The sequence below is a fragment of the Mesorhizobium sp. 10J20-29 genome, assembly GCF_054130485.1.
Genome location: NZ_CP199156.1, coordinates 4,262,886 through 4,281,890, shown reverse-complemented (window position 1 = coordinate 4,281,890; position 19,005 = coordinate 4,262,886). Strand labels below are relative to the sequence as shown.

The window sequence follows — 19,005 nt, the reverse complement described above, 5'->3', positions numbered from 1 at the left end:
CGTCAATGGGCCGGCCAGAGGTGGCGCAACTGCATCCTCATGGAGCCGCGCACCTGCACGATCTCTCCGGCCGACAGATGGCGGTCGAGGAGTCTGAACACGGCCGCAATCGCACTCTCGGGGTCTTCCGGGGGCTTGTTGGCGAAGTCGGCGGCCACGCGTTCGACGAAGGCCTGCTTGCTGCGATCAGGTGTTGGTGGCTCAAGACCCTTCCAGCCCTCGAAGTAGATGCCGCGCACCAGCAGCGGCAGCTGCGCCGAAAGGTCTGCCATCTCCTCCGGTTCCAGCCAGTCGCGCAGGGCATGCAAGACGCTGCGCAGCAGCAGGTAGGCGCGCGACTCGTTCCAGCCCAGATCATCGGCGATTTCATTGACCCAAGCCTGCGCCTGCTCGGCGGCGTGAGTAAATTTGGTGATGCCGGTGTGTGTCATCAAACGGCTCCCATGCAAGATAGTCTAGCATCTTCGGGCATCCAGATCCCGGACGCATTGCGATGCATCAAGCAGTCGAGCTGCCACTGGCGCGGCCACGGGTTTTCAGTGCGGGTCAAGAGTGGGAATGAAGCACGCTGCGTGGGTTCAGTGTGCGCCGGCGCCGAGCCTGCGCATTTCGTCGAGCCAAGCCTTGCGTCTGGCGTCGCTGACGCCCTCGACCAGGCCGTAGTAGGTTTGCCGAACCGGGCGGATGCCGACGAAGCCGAGGATGTTGCGGCGCAGGCCGGCGATGCCGTGGCCGAGAAACCAGAGCCTGTAGACGAAGCCGGGCATGCCCATCGTCACGACCAGCCGAGCCGAACGGCCTTTCAGGATGGTCTTGGGCCATCCGTCGCTGCCTGCCTCGGGATAGGCGAAGGCGACCCCCGGCCGCATAAGCTGTTCGAGGAAGCCCTTGAGCAGCGCCGGCATGGTGCCGAGCCACAGCGGGAAGACGAAGACGACGTGCTCGCTCCAGGTCAGCGCCTTGGCCGCGTCCTGCAGCCCCGTCGGTACCGAGCCTTCCTGAAACTCGTCCTGCGAGCGCAGCAGTGGAAAATCGAGCGCGGCGATGTCGATGCGTCGGATCTTGTGGCCTGCCGACTCTGCGCCCTCGGCATAGCTGTCGGCCAGCGCACGGCAGAAGCGCTTTGGCGCGGGGTCGGGATGACCGACGATGAGGAGAATCTTGCTCGGCATGGGCTGCTTCCCTCTTACCGCGCCAGACTAGCGGCCACGCCTGCCGCTTCCTTGACCGGCATCAAATGATCCTGCTGTCGGGCTTAAGGCCCCGCCAATGGGGACCGGCCGGCGGAAGATCAGCGCGGCCGGTGAGATCGCGGCAAGGATGGGTGGGAAGTTATTGCCGGATTCGACCGCTCAGGCGGCCATGTCGTGCAGCGACTGCCACTTGACGATTTCCACCGTGCGCAGGCCAGGCAGCCGGATGACGCCGCTCTGCTTCAGCTTCGAGAAGACGCGCGACACGGTCTCGATGGTCAGGCCGAGGTAATCGCCGATGTCGCTGCGGGTCATCGGAAGCTCGATCTGCTTGAGGCCGCCCTGGCGCTCGGCCATGTCCGTGAGAAAGGCGGCGATGCGCTCGACGGCATTCTGCCTGCCGAGCACCAGCAGGTGTTCCTGGGCCCTGACCAGGCCCTCAAGAGCCATCGGCAGCAGGTGGCACGACATTTCCGCGGTGCGCGCAGTCCGGGTGATGGTGACACCAGTGGCGCAAATCGCCTCGGCGAAGAAGTGATGCGTGTCGTCGACCTCGAAGCCGAACATCTCGCCGGCCAGATGGAAGCCGGAAATCTGTCGCCGGCCATCGGCGAGCAAGCGGTAGACGCGAACCGCGCCGAACTCGACCCGGTAGACGCCCTGGCAGCGTTCACCCTGGGCGTAAATCTCGGAGCCGGCCGGGTAGAAGGTCGGCGAAGGGATGCGTGCCGCGCCGGTAGCCGGTCGGGCACCGGACGGAACCGGGGCGATCTGCGTGTTCAACACGATTGGCGAATTGTCCGTGAAAGCCATGACCGTCTCCTCTTCGGTTGATGGCACAGCAATCACCCATTTCGCGGACGGGCGAAATTCGTTCATGTCCCTAGTGGAATATACGTAACCTTACGTCATGCGCGGTTTTCCGCGGCCATCCGGACAGCGTGGACGAGCGGCGCCCCGAGGAAGGGCTTTGGTACGACCGAGACGCCCGGCATTGCCGGAACGGTCCGAAAGGGGCCGGCCAGGAGAACGACGGGTCGGGCAAAGCCACCGAACTGGTCGGCCGCATCAAGCCAGTCCTCGACCGCAGCGTCGTCGATCACCGCGCAGACCGCCTTGCGCGCAGTTCCCGACGAAAAGGCGTGGCGAACCGTGGCGTGCGAATGGACGGCGAATCCTTCCGTCTCCAGGGCAAACTCCAGCGAGCGCCGGAATGTGCCGTCTGGAACCACGACCAGTACGAGATTTCCGGCTGCCAAGCCACATGCCTCCTGCCGATCCCGCCCCAAACGGGATCTTCGCGGGCAGTTGCGCAGGAAATTCCGGGCGGCGCGTTGCGCCAGATCAAATCGGCTCAGTTCAGCGCACGGCCCGCGGCGAGCGTCATGCGCACCAGTTCGGCGAGGCTCTTGGCTTGCATCTTTGCCATCACGTTGGCGCGGTGAACCTCGACGGTGCGCGGACTGATCTCAAGGTCGTAGGCAATGGTCTTGTTGGGCAGGCCGGCGACCACCGCCGACAGCACCTGCTTCTCGCGTTCCGACAGGTGCTCCATGCGTTCCAGCACCTTGGCGGCATCGTCGGTCTGTGGTGACGATTCCCCGATGCATTCGGCGGCCCGCTTGATCGAGGCGATCAGCACCTCGTCCTCGAAGGGCTTTTCGATGAAGTCGAGCGCTCCCGCCTTCATCGCCGCAACCGCCATCGGCACGTCGCCATGGCCGGAAATCACGATCGCCGGCAGCATGGCGCCGTTATCTCCGAGCTTGGTCAGCAGTTCGACGCCGTTCATGTCCGGCATCCTGAGGTCGGTGACCAGCAGCCCCTGGGTGAGACCCGGCGCAAGGGCTAGGAAACTCGTCGCAGAGTCGTGCACGCGTGCGGTAAAACCCGCCATGGTGAGCAGGAATGCCAGCGACTTTCGCACCGGCTCCTCGTCGTCGACGATGTGAACGACATAGTCACCGGTTTGCATTCATCGCCTCGCTGGCTTGTTGCGCAAGTGCGCCGGGCTCGAGGGCCGGCAGAGTGAAGCGGAATGTTACCCCGTCGGGGCCGTTGCGCACCATGGACAATTCGCCGCCATGCGCCTCGACAATGCGCCGCGATATCGACAGTCCGATGCCCATGCCGCTCGATTTCGTCGTCACGAAAGGCTTGAAAAGACGCTCGCCGATTTCTTCGGGAATTCCAGGACCGGTGTCGGAAACCTCGACCGTGACGGTGGCGTTCTCGTCAGGCGCCGCGCGAACGACAAGCTCGCGCCGCTCGCTGTCGCGCATGGCCTCGATGGCGTTGCGGATGAGGTTGATCAGCACCTGCTGGATCTGCACCTGGTCAACCATGACGATGGCTGATCCCGGCGCGAAGTCGAACACGGTGCGCACGCCGCGTTCGCGCGAGCCGACCAGTGCCAGCGCGCCGGCTTCCTCGATCAGCCTGCGCATGTCGACCGGTGTCTTTTCGGTCTCGCCGCGGGTCACGAATTCGCGAAGGTGGCGGATGATGCCGCCGGCGCGAATCGACTGGCTCGCCGTCTCCTCGAGCGCCTCTCGCATGCGGCCGGCGAGCCCTTCGTCCATGTCACGCAGCAGCCGAACGCAGCCCTGCGTGTAGTTGGCGATCGCGGCGAGCGGCTGGTTGAGCTCGTGCGCCAGCGTCGAGGCCATCTCTCCGAGTTCGTTCAATCGCGCCAGGCGCGCCAGTTCGCCCTGAATTTCCTGTAGTCGCGCTTCCGATTCCTCGCGCTCCGTAAGGTCGCGGATAAAGCCGGTGAAAAAGGTCTTCCCGCCGGATTTCATCTCGCCGACCGCCAGCTTCATCGGAAAGGTCGAGCCGTCCTTGCGGCGGCCGACGACGACACGGTCGATGCCGATGATGCGCTTCTCGCCGGTCGTCAGGTAGCGGTGGATATAGCCGTCATGTTCGGTGTGGTAGGGCTCCGGCATGAGAATCTTGACGTTGCGGCCAATCACTTCCGCTTCGAGATAGCCGAACTGCCTGACAGCTGCGGCATTGAACGAAACAATCGATCCGTCTGGCTCGATCACCACGGTTGCGTCGAGCACCGTATCCAGAATCGAGCGCAGGTGCGCTTCGCGGGTCATCAGGGCCGACTTGGTCTTGTCGATGGAGACCCGGGCGCGGTGCAGCAATTCGCCGACCCAGGCAATTGCAGTGCCGACAATCGCGAGCAGCAGCAGTTGCGCTGGCATGTCGCCGTCCAGCCCGCCGATATGGTAGGCGCCGAGCAGGGCAAGAATGGTCGCAAGCAGGCCGGGTCCGGCGCCGCCGACGACGGCAACGAGCAGGATCGCGGGCACGAACAGCATGATGCCCGTATGGTTCGGCAGCCGCCCGTCCAGCGCCAACAGGATGGCGAAAGCTGCGCCAACGGCGACAGCGGCCAGCGCATAGCGGGACCAGCCCTCAAACTGGCGTGGATAGACGGTGTGCAGGTCGCGGTCTCGGATGCCGGAATTTCCTCTCGCAGGCGTCGTTGCCAGCAAATCTGCGTTGTGTCGGCTCATCCGACGAAAGACCTGTCGCACGACATGCACAAGCCGCCACGCGCCTTATGCGCGCCGCGGCTGGATTCAAGAACCCTGACTCAAGGATGATACAGCGCTGCAGTGTTGAAGGAAAGCCGGCGGCGATGCGTCACCAGCGCGCGCTCACGCGGCCGGGTGAGTGGCTGGCGGGGCTACAGCCAGCCTTGTCATCGCGGGATTCTTTCGGCTCAGCTCGACATGAAGCGATTCAGTTCGGCCGTGTCGAGCAGAGAACGGGTCACTCCGCCGAATACCCATTCGCGCAGCCGGCTGTGGCCGTAGGCGCCCGAGACCACGACATCGGCCCGGCAGGACGTCACGAAGCGCGTGAGGCTCTCGCCTTCGTCCTTGGCCTTGATCATCTCGCTTCGGGCCTTGATGCCGTGGCTCGAGAGATAGGCAGCGACGTCGTCAACGCCGGCGCGGATCCAGTCATCGGGCTGCGCATCGACGGTGACCACGCTCACCTCGTTGGCGAGTTTCATGAGCGGAATGGCGTCGGCCACGGCCCGCCTTGCCTCGCGCGTGTCCTTCCAGGCAACCACCACCGTCTTGCCGAGCACGTGCTCCACGCCCTCGGCGGCGACCAGTATGGGCCGGCCGGCCTGCAGCACAGCGCTGCCTGGATCGGCGACGCGGAAGGCATTGCCGCTCGCTGCGCCCTGCGGGGCGGCAGTGACTACGAGGTCGGCCAAGCGGGCAGACCTCGCAAGAGCCCGGGTCGGATTGTCGAGCACAGCCCGCCAGCCGGAGGGCACGGAACCGGCCACAAGTTCGTCGAACTCGGCATGGAGCTTCCGCTGCCGTTCGCCGATTGCGTCCTTCATCTGCTGCCATACCTCGACTGCCATGGCGCCCGCCTCGGGGCCTGCCAGCGGCAGCGGAGCGTCGGCGGCGCACAGGCCGACAAGCCGCGCTTCGTGCCGGATGGCGAGGTCTAGCGCCAGCTTGACGATCGGGGCCATCGGCCCGTCGATGCCGATGTTCACCATGATGGATTTGTAGCTCATGTGTCTGCCCTCATTGGCCGGTCAGTTGGGAATGACCCTAGAACCTGCAGCCATGCGCGCCTTGACGCGGATCAAGCGGGTCGCATCGACGCGGTCCGGCGTCCCGTTGCCGTCCGAATATTTTCAGGGCCGGCGCCTGCATCGGGCGCGCCGGCAGGGCAGGGGTCGCATGAATCCACTGCTCTGCACCTGGAACTTATGGCCCTGAGCGCTGGACTCGGGTTCTGCCCGCCGTTTGAGGCGGATCAAGGCCGGCAGGCGGCATCCGCGCCATTGATGGACAGGGCTTCGCCGAAGTGGCGAGGCGGCGGTCAGCGCCGCGCGCCCCCGAGAGGAGAATTGCTGTGAAACGCCAGGCCTTCGTTCCGTTCGTCACCTACCCGCAGGCAAATTCCGACGCCATTGCGGAAAACGCGGTCAGGGTTGCCGGCCATCTCGGCGCGGATCTCCACGCGCATGCCATCGACGCGGACATTCCCGACGTATCCAATGCGCTTTCAACGCTGCTCCTGGACACGCCCGGTATGATCCGCAAGGCGGAAGCCGAGAGCCGCCGGCGCGGCAAGCATCTGTTGTCGGAACTCGCGAAATGGTCGAAGGCGGCAGGTGTCGATCTGACGACGGAGGAATATGCGGCGCCGCTTGCCCTTCTTGGCGAAACTGCTGCAATGCACGCCCGCTATTTCGATATCGGTCTGGTTGGGTGGGAGGCCGGAAACGAGACTTCCGCCATGACTGCCGAGGCGATGGTCTTTGGTTCGGGCAGGCCGACCTTGCTGCTGCCGGAACTCTGGAAGGTCGACGTGCTCGATCATGTCGCCATTGCCTGGGACGGCAGCCGTGTCGCGGCGCGTGCCGTGGCGGATGCCCGGCCGTTTCTGTCGCGCGCCGTCGAGATATCGATCCTTACCGTGGTGGATGAAAAGCCGCTCGGGGAAGACAACTCTGCCGACCGGCTGGCCGCCTCGCTCAAGCGGCACGGTCTCAATGCACTGACCGTGCCGATCCACGGCCAGGACAGCCCGATCGCGGAGACCTTGCAGCAGACCGCGATCGATCGTGGCGCCAAGTTGCTGGTCATGGGCGGCTACGGCCATTCCCGCATGCGCGATTTCGTCCTTGGCGGTGCCACGCGGGGAATCCTGGGCGACCTGCTGATGCCCGTGATGCTGTCGCACTGACGTTCGGGTTGTCTTGCCACGCGACTTCGGGAGAGGGAGGATCAACGCCAGTATCGGGACCGGACAGTGACAACGCACAAATCGGATGATGCTTCGATGAAGCCGGCTACGGAAAGCGTCGAAGCGCCGCTCTGGTACGCAATGCCGGTCGAGATGGTCTGCGACACGCTGACGACGCGGGGCAGCGGCCTCAAGGACGAGGAAGTCAGGTCGCGGCTCGAGCGATACGGCCAGAACCGCCTGCCGACGGCCCCGCGCATCCATCCTCTGCTGCGCTTCCTCGCCCAGTTCAACAACGCGCTGATCTATTTTCTCCTGGCGGCCGGCGTCGTAGCAGCAGTGCTCGGGCATCTCGTCGACGGCGCAGTGATCGTCGCGGTTGTACTCATCAACGCGATCGTCGGGTTCATCCAGGAGGGCAAGGCAGAATCGGCCCTCGACGCCATCCGCGACATGATTGCGCCGATGGCCACCGTGATGCGCGGCGGCAGGCGACACGTCGTCAACGCGCGCGATATCGTGCCTGGCGACATCGTGCTGCTTGAGGCGGGCGACAAGGTGCCGGCCGACATCCGGCTGATCCGGGCGCGCGGACTGCTGGTGGACGAGGCCATCCTGACCGGCGAATCCGTGCCGGCCGAGAAGCGGGAACAGCCCGTCCTGGAGACCTCGCTGCTCGGCGATCGTGCCTGTATGCTCTATTCCGGCACGTTGGTCGCCACCGGCCAGGCTGCCGGCGTCGCGGTTGCGACGGGCGCCGCGACCGAGATCGGCGCCATCTCGACCATGATCGGGCAGGTGCGGGCTATGGCGACGCCACTCCTGCAGCAGATCAACCGCTTCGGCCGCATGTTCAGCTGGTTCGCGCTTGCGGTCGCGGTGCTGCTCTTCGCCTTTGCGATCCTGGTGCGCGGCTATAACTGGGTCGACGCGCTGATGGTGGTCGTGGCTCTCGCCGTCGGGGCCATTCCTGAGGGCCTGCCCGCCGTCATCACCATCACGCTGGCGATCGGCGTGCAGCGCATGGCCGCCCGCAACGCGGTGGTTCGGCGGCTTCCCGCCGTCGAGACACTCGGCGCCACGTCGGTCATCTGCTCCGACAAGACGGGCACGCTGACCCGCAACGAGATGACGGCGTGCCGGGTCGTGACGTCGGGTGCTTCGGTCTTGGTCACAGGCGGCGGCTATGAACCGGTCGGGGCCATCAGCGATGAATCGGGCGAGCCGACACAGCCCGACCCGGTTCGCGAGGCGCTGATCCGCGCGGCACTGCTTTGCAACGATGCCCAGCTTGCCGAGCATGACGGTCGCTGGCGCACAACAGGGGACCCAATGGAGGGCGCGCTGGTGACGCTCGCCGTGAAGGCCGGTTTCGACCCTGAAGAGGAGCGGCGGCTATGGCAGCGCCTAGACGAGATCCCTTTCGACGCGCTCCATCGCTTCATGGCGACACTCCACCATGGCCCGGACGACCAAAGGCGCATCTTCGTCAAGGGCGCACCCGAGAAGGTGCTGGCCATGTGCTCGACGCAGGCCGGCGCCGCGGCGGCATCGCCCGTCGACGAGACCTATTGGCGCGAGCGCATCGCGGCGGCTGCAGCCAATGGCGAGCGCGTGCTCGGTTTCGCGGCAATGCCTGCCGGCGAGGACCTTGCCGACCTGAGCTTTGACGCGCTGGAGGAGGGGCTGGTATTCCTCGGCGTCGTTGGCTTCATCGACCCGCCGCGCGAGGAGGCGGTCGCGGCGATCGCTGAATGCCGCTCGGCCGGCATCGCGGTCAAGATGATCACCGGCGACCACAACGGCACGGCGGTGGCGATCGCGCGGCAGCTTGCCATCGCCGACGATCCCCATGCCATGGACGGCGCCGAGCTGGAAGGCCTGTCGGACGCACAATTGCGCGACGTCGTCGAGAAGACGAGCGTGTTTTCGCGCGCCAGCCCGGCGCACAAGCTGCGCATCGTGCGCGCACTGCAGGCCAACGGCCATGTCGTCGCCATGACAGGCGACGGCGTCAACGACGCGCCCTCGCTCAAGCAGGCCGATATCGGTATCGCCATGGGGCGCAAGGGAACCGAGGCCGCCAAGGAAGCGGCCGGCATGGTGCTGGTCGACGACAATTTCGCCTCCATCGTCGCGGCCGTGCACGAGGGGCGTACCGTCTACGACAACATCCGAAAGGTAATCGGCTGGACGATGCCGACCAATGGCGGCGAGACGCTCTGCATCGTGGTTGCCCTGGCTCTCGGCATCGCGCTGCCGATGACGCCTGTGCAGATCCTGTGGATCAACATGATTACCGCCATGACGCTCGGGCTGGCGCTCGCCTTCGAGCCGGCCGAGCCGAACGTCATGCAGCGGCCGCCGCGCAGCCGCGTCGCGCCGCTCCTGCCGGGCTTCCTTGTCTGGCGCGTCGCCCTGGTGTCGGTGCTGTTTACCATCGGGGTCTTCGGCATGCTGGAATACGCGTTGCAGCGCGGTCTTGGCGAGGCCGCTTCCCGTACCATCGTGGTCAACACGCTGGTGGTGATGGAGATCTTCTATCTCTTCAATGTCCGCTACCTGCACATGACGTCGTTCAGTCTGCGCGGGCTTATGGGAACGCGGGCCGTCCTGATCACCGTTTCCATCGTTGCCGCGGCACAGGTCCTCTTCACCTATGCCCCCTTCATGCACCGCCTGTTCGGCAGTGCCGCGATCTCGCTGCAGGATGGCGCGCTCATCGTCGCGGCGGGCATCATCCTGATGGTCGTGCTGGAACTGGAGAAGTCGCTGATGCGCCGCCTCGGCAAGGCCATCGGCAGCTATCGACAGCATAGCTGAACTGCCGCGCCGCCGGACGCCGCTCCGCGATGGGAGAGGCGGCGAGAGCCAGCGTCAGGTCCTGAGCACCCGGTAGATCGCCGGGATAACCAGCACGGTCAGCAGCGTCGAGGACGCCAGACCGAAGAGCAGCGAGATCGCCAAGCCCTGGAAGATCGGGTCCGTCAGGATGACGGCCGCGCCGATCATCGCGGCCAGGGCCGTCAGCAGGATCGGCTTGAAGCGGATCGAGCCCGCCTCGATGAGGATTTCGGTCAGCGTGCGGCCTTCCGAATCGGCATGGCGGATGAAGTCGACCAGCAGGATCGAGTTGCGCACGATGATGCCCGCAAGCGCGATGAAGCCGATCATCGACGTCGCCGAGAACGGCGCGCCGAACAGCCAGTGGCCGCCCAGTATGCCGATGAAGGTCAGCGGGATCGGCGTCAGGATGACCAGCGGCACCTTGAACGAGCCAAACTGCGCCACAACCAGGATGTAGATGCCGAGCAGGGCGACGATGAAGGCAGCGCCCATGTCGCGGAACGTCACCCAGGTGACTTCCCACTCGCCGTCCCACAACAGCGTCGGCGTACTCTCGTCGGTCGGCTGGCCGTGCAGCGACACGACGGGCTTCTCCAGTCCGGGCCAGTCCTGCGCGTCGATCGCCTCCTGAACGGCGAGCATGCCGTAAAGCGGGGCTTCGAAGGAGCCGGCGAGTTCGGCGGTGACCATCTCGGCGGCGCGCCCGTTGTGGCGGAACACCGGGAAGGAACTCTGCTCCTCGCCGAGCTTCACCACGTCGCCAAGTTCTACGACGCTGCGGTCGCCCGGCAGCACGTTGGCGGGAATCGGCGTCGTCAGGAAACGCTCGTCGAGCGTGCGCTGGCCCTTCGACCGCTCGATGCGGATCGGGATCGGTTGACGGCCTTCGCCGCGGTGCGAATAGCCGACCGTCGTGCCGCCGCTCAGGATGGCGATGGTGTCGAAGACGTCGCCTTCCTCTACGCGGAAGAACTCCAGGTCGTCGGTCGAGATCGTCGTGCGCAGCCTGCGCGCGGCCACACCGTATGAATTGTCGATGTCGACGATGAAGGGCACCGAGCGGAAGGCCGCCTCGACCTTCTCGGCCACCTTGCGGCGGGTCTCGCCGTCGGGGCCATAGATCTCGGCGAGCAGCGTCGCCATGACCGGCGGGCCGGGCGGCGGCTCGACGACCTTGAGGCTGGTGCCGGGCGGAACTGTGATGGCAGCGACCTTCTCGCGAATGTCCAGCGCGATCTCGTGGCTCGAGCGCTCGCGCTCGTCCTTCGACAGGAGGTTGATCGCGACGTCACCCTGTTGCGGCTCCGTGCGGTAGAAGGAGTGGCGCACCAGGCCGTTGAAGTTGAAGGGTTCGGCCGCGCCTGCATGCGTCTGCACCGAGCGGACCTCTTCCAGACCGAGCACCATGCGTGCGACGTCCTGCGCCACCGCGTCCGTCGCCTCGACGGACGAGCCTTCCGGCAGGTCGATCGTCACCGAGAGCTCCGACTTGTTGTCGAAGGGCAGCAGCTTCACCGTGACATGCTTGGTGTAGAACAGCGACAGCGAGGCCAGCGTCAGCACGCCGACGACGATCAGGAACAGCCAGCTCGCCTTCTTGGACGCAAGGATCGGCCGCGCGACGGCGGCGTAGGCGCGACCGAGCGCGCCGCCCTCGCTGTGGCCGTCATGCGCATGGACCGGCGCCTTGCCGGCGATCTTCAGCATCAGCCAGGGCGTCACCATGACGGCGACGAAAAAGGAAAAGATCATCGCCGCCGAGGCATTGGCGGGGATCGGGCTCATGTAGGGGCCCATCATGCCCGACACGAAGAGCATCGGCAGGAGGGCTGCCACCACCGTCAGGGTCGCGACGATGGTCGGGTTGCCGACCTCGGCCACCGCCTCGATGGCCGCCTGCTTGCGGTCGCGGCCGTCGCTCATGCCCCAATGGCGGGCGATGTTCTCGATCACCACGATGGCGTCGTCGACAAGAATGCCGATGGAAAAGATCAGCGCAAAGAGCGAGACGCGGTTCAGCGTGTAGCCCATGACGCGCGAGGCAAACAGCGTCAGCAGGATGGTGACCGGGATGACCACGGCGACCACCATCGCCTCGCGCCGTCCGATCGCCACCCAGACCAGCAGGATGATGGAAACGGTGGCGAGACCGAGGTGGTAGAGGAGCTCGTTGGCCTTTTCGTTGGCCGTCTCACCGTAGTCGCGCGTCACCTCGACCGTGATGTCGTGCGGGATCAGCGGGCCTTCGAGCTGCTCGACGCGGTGCAGGATCGCTTCCGCCACCATGACCGCATTGGAGCCGGCGCGCTTGGCGATGGCGAGCGTCACGGCAGGTGCCCGCTCGATCGTGTCGCCCTCGCGCCTGACGCTCGAGACCAGCGCATCGCTGGTGTCGGTCACGAAGTCTACGGTGGCGACGTCGCGCACATAGACCGGCCGGCCGTCGCGTGAGGTGAGCAGGAGATTGCCGATCTCGGCCGGCGAGCGCAGCGTTTCGCCGGCGACGAGCACGACCTGCTCGCCCTGGTCGCGGACGCGGCCGGCCGGGAAGGCGCGGTTGGCGCCCTGAACCTTGCCGGCGAGTTGCTGCAGCGTCACGCCAAACAGCGCAAGCCTGGCCGGGTCGGGCTCGATGCGGATCATCTCCGTCGTCTCGCCGACCAGGTAGGTCAGGCCGACATTGTCGATCTTGGTCATCTCCGAGCGGAGTTCGCGGGCGATGCGGGTAAGGTCGTTGGCGCTGATACGGCTGGCTGCCTCCGGCGTCGGCGACAGCGTCAACGAGACGATGGCGACGTCGTCGATGCCGCGCGCCACGATCATCGGCTCGGGCACGCCGACCGGGATCGCGTCCATGTTGGCGCGCACCTTGTCGTGCACGCGCAGAACCGCTGAGTCGGCCGATGTGCCGACGAGGAAACGCGCGGTGACCAAAACGCCGTCGTCCTGCGTCTGCGAATAGACGTGCTCGACGCCGTCAATGCCCTTGACGATGGTTTCCAGCGGTTCGGTGATCAGCTTGACGGCATCCTCGGCCTTCAGCCCGTCGGCGCGGACGCGGATGTCGACCATGGGTACCGAGATCTGCGGCTCTTCCTCGCGCGGCAGGGTCATCAGCGCGATCAGCCCGAAAGCGAAAGCAGCGATCAGCAGCAGCGGGGTGAGGGGCGAGGCGATGAAGGCGCGCGTGAGGTTGCCCGCGATGCCGAGGCCTGAGGATCCAGTTTTCACGGCGTAACCACGACGTCGCCGGCCGAAAGCCCGGTAAGAACCTCGACGAATGTTGCGCCGTCGCGCTCTACGGCTTCTCCAAGCACGACTGCGCGCTGCACTTCGGCGCCGGCCTCCGAGACGGTGACGAAATCGATGCCCGAGCGGATCGACACCGCGCCCTCGGGCACGATAAGCGCCTCGCGCTCGCCAACCGGCACCTCGACCAGGATGCGCGCATCGACGAAGTCGCTGTCGAGTTCGACAACCTCTACGTCGGCGATGACGCGGCCGTTTTCGATCTGCGGATAAATCTTCACCAGCTTGCCGGTCGATTCGCTGCCGCCTGAGGTGATGCGGATCGAGGCGCCTTCCTTCAGCATCTGGCCATGCCGTTCCGGGATGGAAAGGCGCAGGAAAAAGCCGCCGCTGCCGATATTGGCAACCGGCTCGCCGGGCATGATCACGGCATCGCGCGTCAGCGGTACGGTCAAAACGCGACCGTCGGCCGGGGCAAGGACCTCGCCCTCGGACTGCTGCTGGATGACGACCTCGCGCTCGGCCTCCACGGCGCCGATCTGGTTGCGCGCCACTTCGACGTCGGTCTGCAACTGGTCGAGGCGCTGGCTGGTGACGACGCCCTTGTCGACCAGCGTCTGGCCGCGCTTCAGCTCGATCTCGGCGCGATCGAGCTGCGCCTGGAGGGAGCGCAGTTGCGCGTTGAGAGCGGCGATCTGGAACACCAGCTTGTCGTCCCGCACGAGTCCGATCTTCTCGCCGGCCGTCACAAGGTCGCCGGCGGCGACCTTGAGTTCGACCAGCGTGCCGCCGATTCGGGCACGCGCCGGCACGAGATCATGCGCGGCAACGCGCCCGTAGACGGCTTTCCACTCGGTAATGGCCGTCGGCTCGAGCGTCAGCGTCCCGGCCATGGCTGGCCAGGAAGCGCCGACGAGTGCTGCCAGGATCAGTGCGCGCATGAAGCCGGTCACTGCGCCCCGAAGGCGCAGCCCGGCTTGACGCCGAACATCTTGAACACGGAAGCTGCGGGGCAGAAGCCGGTGAAGGCCGACTGCAGCAGGTTCGCGCCGATGAAGACGGTGAACCAGACGAACAGCGGCGAAACCCACGCCGTCAGTGCGACTGACAGAAGGATCATGACGCCGGCGAAGGCGAGAACGGAACGGTCGAGGGTCATTTGTCTCTCCATTTGAATATTATGATATTCTTATATAGTGGTCTTCACGCATGAACGCAAGTCCCGGGAGTCGCCGGCGCAAGCGTCATTCCGCCGGCTCGGCCTTGTCGCTGATGCGCACGGCCTTCAGCTTGTCGATGCCCAGCACCTGCATGGCCAGTCGCTCGTAGAAGGGCTCCGACTTGCCGGCACGGATCTTGTGCAGGAAATACTTTTCGAAGCCGATCTTGGCGGCGTGCACCCATTTGCCCGACGACGACCAGTTGACGTTGCGCGGCGGAATCTGCGGCTGCGCCACAAAGGCGATGCCGGAATCGCCGAAGTCGGCAAGGCAGACCGCGTTCCAGGTGCCTTCAGCATCCGGCTGGCCGCCGGAAATCAGCTTGTCGATGTTATGCGCCGTGGCGGTCACCATGGATTCGATCATGAAGCCCGTCTTCGGCACCCCGACCGGAACCGGCGTCTTGCCGACTGGCGGAATGGCGACGCAGACGCCGACGCCAAAGACCTCCGGAAAGGTCGGGTTGCGCTGGTGCTTGTCGACAAGGATGAAGCCGCGCGGATTGGTCAAGCCCTCGATGCCGTGCACGGCGGCGACGCCCCGGAAGGCCGGCAACATCATCGAGAAGACCTGCGGCACCTCGTGTACGGTCTTGACGGAGCCGTCCTCCGCAATCTCGGAGACCGTCATCTTGTCCGCCTCGACGGCGTCGACGCGGGCATTGCAGATCCACTTGATGTGATGCTGGCGCAACTCGCTCTCGAGCAGGCCCTTTGTGTCGCCGACCCCGTCGAGGCCGAGATGGCCGACATAGGGCTCGGAGGTGACGAAGGTCATCGGCACCTTGTCGCGAACCTTCGCGTCGCGCAGTGCCTTGTCGAGGATGAAGGCGAATTCATAGGCCGGGCCAAAGCAGGAAGCTCCCTGGACGGCGCCGATCACCACCGGGCCCGGATTGGCAACCAGCCTGTCGAAGGCCTGCTTGGCGTCGACGGCATGGTCGACATGGCAGACCGAATGCGTGTGGTGCTCGGGGCCAAAACCGTCGATCTCGTCGAAGGCGAGTTCCGGCCCGGTCGCGATGACCAGGTAGTCGTAGCCGATGGTCTTGCCGTCGTTGAGCTCGATGCTGCGCTCCTTGGGCATGACGCGCTTGGCGCCTTGCGCGTGAAGCTCGATGCCGCGCTTTTCGAAGACCTTGGTCAGGTCGACCTCGATCGCCTCGCGTTCGCGCCAGCCAACCGCCACCCAGGGATTGGACGGGACGAAGGAGTAGCGGTCGCCATTGTTGACCACCGAAACCCTGTGCTGCCTGCCGAGCTTCTCACGCAACTCGTAGGCCATGATGGTGCCACCCAAACCGGCACCGAGGACGACGACATCTGCCATTTTCTGAACCTCCCGTGGTTCGACGCCTGCGAGGGCGGACCCGTTGCGGGCTGCTCGCATGGTCGCCTGTTCCTAGTCGAGGGCCGGTCGCGTCTCCTTGACGTGCGTCAATCCGGTTCTGGGCGTGAAGAGCGAAGCGGCAGGATTGACAAAAGCAGGCGAAACGACGACTCTGGTTAGAGTGTTCTTATATGATAAGATGATAATATGCGCAATATGAAATCTGCTGACATCGCGCCGATGGCGCGCGAGGCGTCGGAACTGCTCGACGCCATGGCCAATGAAAAGCGGCTGATGATCCTGTGCATGCTTCTCGACGGCGAGATCGCGGTCAACGACCTTGCCGAGCGGGTTGGCATGAGCCAGTCGGCGCTGTCGCAGCAGCTCGCCAAGCTCAGGGCGCTGAAGCTTGTCGATACGCGGCGCGAGGCGCAGCAGATCTACTACCGGCTGTCCTCCGCCAACGTCGAGCGCGTGCTCGAAACGCTCTACGGCATCTACTGCGAGTGAGCGGGCAGGGCGCTTGGCCTGTTTGGGCGTTGGCGCGCGGCATGCTTTGATTTCGCTGCGTTGCCTTGTAAAAGGGCGCCCATGACTCCGATGACATCCAGCATTGCCAAGGCCTACCGCGACAGGCGCACAGTCCTCGCCGTGGCCCCCATGATGGACTGGACTGACCGGCATTGCCGCTACTTCCATCGCCAGCTGACGCGCCATGCGCTGCTCTATACCGAGATGGTAGTGGCCGACGCCGTCATCCATGGCGACCGTGACCGGCTGCTCGGATTCGACGCCGAGGAGCAGCCGCTGGCGCTGCAGATCGGCGGCTCGGACCCGGCAAAGCTCGCCGAGGCGGCGCGCATCGGCGAGAGCTTCGGCTATGGCGAGATCAACCTCAATGTCGGTTGCCCGTCCGACCGCGTGCAGTCGGGCACCTTCGGCGCCTGCCTGATGAAAACGCCCGGGCTGGTCGCCGAGGGCGTCGCCGCGATGAAGGCCGCCGTTTCAATCCCGGTGACCGTGAAATGCCGGATCGGCATAGATGACCAGGATCCAGAAGAAGCGCTGGACACGCTGGCGTCAGGCGTTTTCGAAGCTGGTGCCGACGCGCTGTGGGTTCACGCGCGCAAGGCCTGGCTCGAGGGCCTGTCGCCAAAGGAAAACCGCGATATCCCGCCGCTCGACTACGGACGCGTCTTCCGGCTGAAGCGGAAATATCCGGATAAATTCATCGGCATCAATGGCGGCATTCTGACCCTGGACGAGGCGCTGGAGCATCTCGTCCATGTCGACGGCGCCATGCTCGGCCGGGCCGCCTACCACACGCCGGGAGTCCTCGCCGACGTCGATCACCGCATCTTCGGTGGGCCGGCAAGAGAGTTCGATCCGGCTTCCCTGATCGAGATGATGGCGGACTATTGCCAGCGCCATATCGACAAAGGCGGCCGGCTCGGGCACGTCACCCGCCACATGGTCGGCCTGTTCCACGGAATGCCCGGCGCCCGGCGCTACCGGCAGATTCTATCCACCGACGTCAACCGGCCCGGCGCCGGGCCCGACATCCTGCGGCAGGCCTTTGCCGCGGTCGAGCTCGACAGCGGCCGCGCCGCCGCCTGACAGTCGCAACCAACCTTCGGAAAGTCGCCTGATGCCTGTCGACATGGGATGGACCGAGATCGCGCCCTTCGCGGTCGCCATCATGGGCGCGGGCGTGATCTCCGGCCTGCTCGCGGGCATCTTCGGCATCGGCGGTGGTGCAGTGCTGGTGCCGGTCTTCTACCAGGTCTTCGGCCTCTTCGGCATCGACGAGAGCGTGCGCATGCATCTCGCTGTCGGATCCTCGCTCGGCATCATCATCCCGACTTCCATCCGCTCCTTCATGGCGCATCGTACCCGCGGCGCTGTCGACATGGAGCTGCTGAAGACGCTCGCCATTCCCGTACCGCTCGGCGTGGCACTCGCTTCGCTGGTCGCGGCGTCGGTTTCCAGCGAGGGTCTGCGCATCATCTTCGCCGTGCTGGCGCTGCTGTTCGGCGCCCGCCTGCTGTTCAATCGCGAGAGCTGGCGTCTCGGCACGCAAATCCCTGACAACCCGTGGCGCAGCTTCATCGGCCTCTTGATCGGCTTCTTCTCCACCCTGATGGGCATTGGCGGCGGCATCATGAACAACACTTTCATGACGCTCTACGGCCGCCCGCTGCACCAGGCGGTGGCAACGTCGGCCGGCGTCGGCGTGCTGATCGCTATCCCCGGTACCATCGGCTACATCTGGGCCGGCTGGGGCAACCCGCTCCTGCCTTTCGGCTCGACCGGCTACATCAACTGGTTCGCGGTGGCGCTGGTCATCCCGGTCACGCTGATCGTCGCGCCATACGGCGTCACGATCGCGCACTGGCTGTCGAAGCGGCATCTGGAAGTCGGCTTCGGCCTGTTCTGCCTCACCGTCTCGGCCCGCTTCTTCGCCAGCCTAGGGTAATCAGTCGCGCAGGATCAGCCGGTCGCCGCGCACGTCGAAGCCGGCGAGCGTGCCGATGAAGTTCATGCCGAGCAGGCTCTGGTCGAGCTGACCGGGCTCGGCCACCAGGATCGGCAGGTTGCGTCGCTCGATGGCGCCTACCGAGGCGGTGGCGGCGACGACGCGCGCCGCCCTAGCCGTGCCGTTGGCCGTCGATACCGGAATGGTGAAGTTCAGGGCTGCCGTGTCGAAACCGGCGCGCGCGGCGTCGGCGGCGGTCAGCACGGTGCTTGTCGCGCCGGTGTCGACAATCATGCTGACCGGCGTGCCGTCGACCGCCAGGCTGGCCTCGAAATGCCCGTCCATGCGCTTTTGCAACGTTACTACCGCACGGCCCTCATCGTCGAAGGCGGTCAGCGGGCTGCCGGGAACCAGCCCGCCGCTGACCCGGTTTGCGACATCCTGCAGTTCATAGCGGTACTGGAAGCCGGCCATCAGAGCGAGGATCACCAGCAGCCAGATCGCCAGCATTCGGGCCGTGTCGCCGAACCGCTGGCTCGAGGCAACGATGCCCGACGCCACGAGCGCTCCGAGCGCGCCAAGATAGATCAGGCTGCCGAACTGGCCGGTGCCCATGCCGAGCACCTGGCCGCTGGAATCGTTGATGACCAGCAGGATCAGTCCGCCGCCCAGAATGGCAGTCGCTATCCAGAAGAGATGTCCCATGGCGCTCAGGCCGACTCGCCGCGTTCGCGCGCCATGCGCGTGCGGCGGGTCTCGCGGCGAGGCTTGCGTTCGACGGTCTCGAGGCGGGCCGGAAGCCCGGCCATGACGTCGCGGCGCTCCTGCGGCGTCATGTCGAGCCAGCCGGAAATCTCGTCGCGCGTGCGGCCGCAGCCGAAGCAGTATCCGGTCTTCATGTCGATCGAGCAGACGAGGATGCAGGGCGATTCTATAGACGGCATGCGGC

General features: G+C 65.5%; 18 protein-coding genes. 5 read left to right on the top strand and 13 right to left on the bottom strand.

Annotation, left to right across the window (positions count from 1 at the left end; all coding sequences use genetic code 11):
• Window positions 1-2 precede the first annotated feature (2 nt).
• The 7 genes from ACT2BZ_RS20500 to ACT2BZ_RS20470 all read right to left on the bottom strand — a co-directional run bounded on the left by ACT2BZ_RS20500 (window position 3) and on the right by ACT2BZ_RS20470 (window position 5,754).
• Window positions 3-431 carry a DUF2267 domain-containing protein gene (locus tag ACT2BZ_RS20500; RefSeq protein WP_457937321.1) on the bottom strand — a complete coding sequence of 143 codons (429 nt, stop codon included), beginning with the start codon at window positions 429-431 and terminating at the stop codon, window positions 3-5.
• Window positions 432-578: 147 nt separating this feature from the next.
• Window positions 579-1,172, bottom strand: coding sequence for an NAD(P)H-dependent oxidoreductase (locus ACT2BZ_RS20495; RefSeq protein WP_457937319.1), 594 nt, complete (start codon window positions 1,170-1,172; stop codon window positions 579-581).
• Window positions 1,173-1,352: 180 nt separating this feature from the next.
• A complete protein-coding gene (locus ACT2BZ_RS20490; protein WP_457937317.1) occupies window positions 1,353-2,006 on the bottom strand; it encodes a helix-turn-helix domain-containing protein in 654 nt (217 codons plus the stop codon).
• Window positions 2,007-2,101: 95 nt separating this feature from the next.
• Window positions 2,102-2,452, bottom strand: a complete 351-nt coding sequence (locus tag ACT2BZ_RS20485; protein WP_457937315.1) for a hypothetical protein — start codon at window positions 2,450-2,452, stop codon at window positions 2,102-2,104.
• Window positions 2,453-2,547: 95 nt separating this feature from the next.
• Complete coding sequence (gene fixJ / locus ACT2BZ_RS20480; RefSeq protein ID WP_457937313.1) at window positions 2,548-3,168, bottom strand: response regulator FixJ; 621 nt, start codon at window positions 3,166-3,168, stop codon at window positions 2,548-2,550.
• Window positions 3,155-4,723: a PAS domain S-box protein gene (locus tag ACT2BZ_RS20475; protein ID WP_457937312.1), complete on the bottom strand. Its 1,569-nt coding sequence runs from the start codon at window positions 4,721-4,723 to the stop codon at window positions 3,155-3,157. The genes fixJ and ACT2BZ_RS20475 overlap by 14 nt, the downstream gene beginning before the upstream one ends.
• A gap of 209 nt (window positions 4,724-4,932) precedes the next feature.
• Window positions 4,933-5,754, bottom strand: coding sequence for a universal stress protein (locus ACT2BZ_RS20470; protein WP_457937311.1), 822 nt, complete (start codon window positions 5,752-5,754; stop codon window positions 4,933-4,935).
• 344 nt (window positions 5,755-6,098) lie between these two features.
• On the opposite strand from ACT2BZ_RS20470, the gene ACT2BZ_RS20465 reads away from it, so the two are divergent.
• Together ACT2BZ_RS20465 and ACT2BZ_RS20460 are read left to right on the top strand one after the other, a co-directional pair.
• Window positions 6,099-6,935 (top strand): universal stress protein, encoded by an 837-nt coding sequence (locus ACT2BZ_RS20465; RefSeq protein WP_457937309.1) that lies wholly within the window; start codon window positions 6,099-6,101, stop codon window positions 6,933-6,935.
• Between the two features lie 96 nt (window positions 6,936-7,031).
• A complete protein-coding gene (locus ACT2BZ_RS20460) occupies window positions 7,032-9,758 on the top strand; it encodes a cation-transporting P-type ATPase (RefSeq protein WP_457937308.1) in 2,727 nt (908 codons plus the stop codon).
• Between the two features lie 54 nt (window positions 9,759-9,812).
• Here ACT2BZ_RS20460 and ACT2BZ_RS20455 read toward each other — a convergent pair whose 3' ends face one another.
• The 4 genes from ACT2BZ_RS20455 to ACT2BZ_RS20440 form a co-directional block, all read right to left on the bottom strand.
• The gene (locus tag ACT2BZ_RS20455; RefSeq protein ID WP_457937306.1) at window positions 9,813-13,013 is read right to left on the bottom strand and encodes an efflux RND transporter permease subunit; all 3,201 of its coding nucleotides are present in this window, start codon (window positions 13,011-13,013) and stop codon (window positions 9,813-9,815) included.
• Window positions 13,010-13,972, bottom strand: coding sequence for an efflux RND transporter periplasmic adaptor subunit (locus ACT2BZ_RS20450; protein WP_457937305.1), 963 nt, complete (start codon window positions 13,970-13,972; stop codon window positions 13,010-13,012). Before ACT2BZ_RS20450 ends, ACT2BZ_RS20455 begins: the two co-directional genes overlap by 4 nt.
• Window positions 13,973-13,980: 8 nt before the next feature.
• Window positions 13,981-14,190: a YgaP family membrane protein gene (locus ACT2BZ_RS20445; protein ID WP_457937303.1), complete on the bottom strand. Its 210-nt coding sequence runs from the start codon at window positions 14,188-14,190 to the stop codon at window positions 13,981-13,983.
• Between the two features lie 85 nt (window positions 14,191-14,275).
• On the bottom strand, window positions 14,276-15,580 hold the full coding sequence (locus tag ACT2BZ_RS20440) for an NAD(P)/FAD-dependent oxidoreductase (protein WP_457937301.1): 1,305 nt from the start codon (window positions 15,578-15,580) through the stop codon (window positions 14,276-14,278).
• A 216-nt stretch (window positions 15,581-15,796) separates the two neighbouring features.
• Here ACT2BZ_RS20440 and ACT2BZ_RS20435 point away from each other — a divergent pair, with 216 nt between their 5' ends.
• The 3 genes from ACT2BZ_RS20435 to ACT2BZ_RS20425 all read left to right on the top strand — a co-directional run bounded on the left by ACT2BZ_RS20435 (window position 15,797) and on the right by ACT2BZ_RS20425 (window position 18,056).
• A complete protein-coding gene (locus ACT2BZ_RS20435) occupies window positions 15,797-16,090 on the top strand; it encodes an ArsR/SmtB family transcription factor (RefSeq protein ID WP_457937299.1) in 294 nt (97 codons plus the stop codon).
• A gap of 90 nt (window positions 16,091-16,180) precedes the next feature.
• On the top strand, window positions 16,181-17,197 hold the full coding sequence (dusA, locus tag ACT2BZ_RS20430) for a tRNA dihydrouridine(20/20a) synthase DusA (protein ID WP_457937297.1): 1,017 nt from the start codon (window positions 16,181-16,183) through the stop codon (window positions 17,195-17,197).
• A gap of 31 nt (window positions 17,198-17,228) precedes the next feature.
• Window positions 17,229-18,056 (top strand): sulfite exporter TauE/SafE family protein, encoded by an 828-nt coding sequence (locus tag ACT2BZ_RS20425; RefSeq protein ID WP_457937295.1) that lies wholly within the window; start codon window positions 17,229-17,231, stop codon window positions 18,054-18,056.
• Here ACT2BZ_RS20425 and ACT2BZ_RS20420 read toward each other — a convergent pair whose 3' ends face one another.
• Together ACT2BZ_RS20420 and ACT2BZ_RS20415 are read right to left on the bottom strand one after the other, a co-directional pair.
• Complete coding sequence (locus tag ACT2BZ_RS20420) at window positions 18,057-18,761, bottom strand: TIGR02281 family clan AA aspartic protease (protein WP_457937294.1); 705 nt, start codon at window positions 18,759-18,761, stop codon at window positions 18,057-18,059.
• A gap of 5 nt (window positions 18,762-18,766) precedes the next feature.
• Window positions 18,767-19,000, bottom strand: a complete 234-nt coding sequence (locus ACT2BZ_RS20415) for a DUF1289 domain-containing protein (RefSeq protein ID WP_457937292.1) — start codon at window positions 18,998-19,000, stop codon at window positions 18,767-18,769.
• Between the last annotated feature and the right edge of the window lie 5 nt (window positions 19,001-19,005).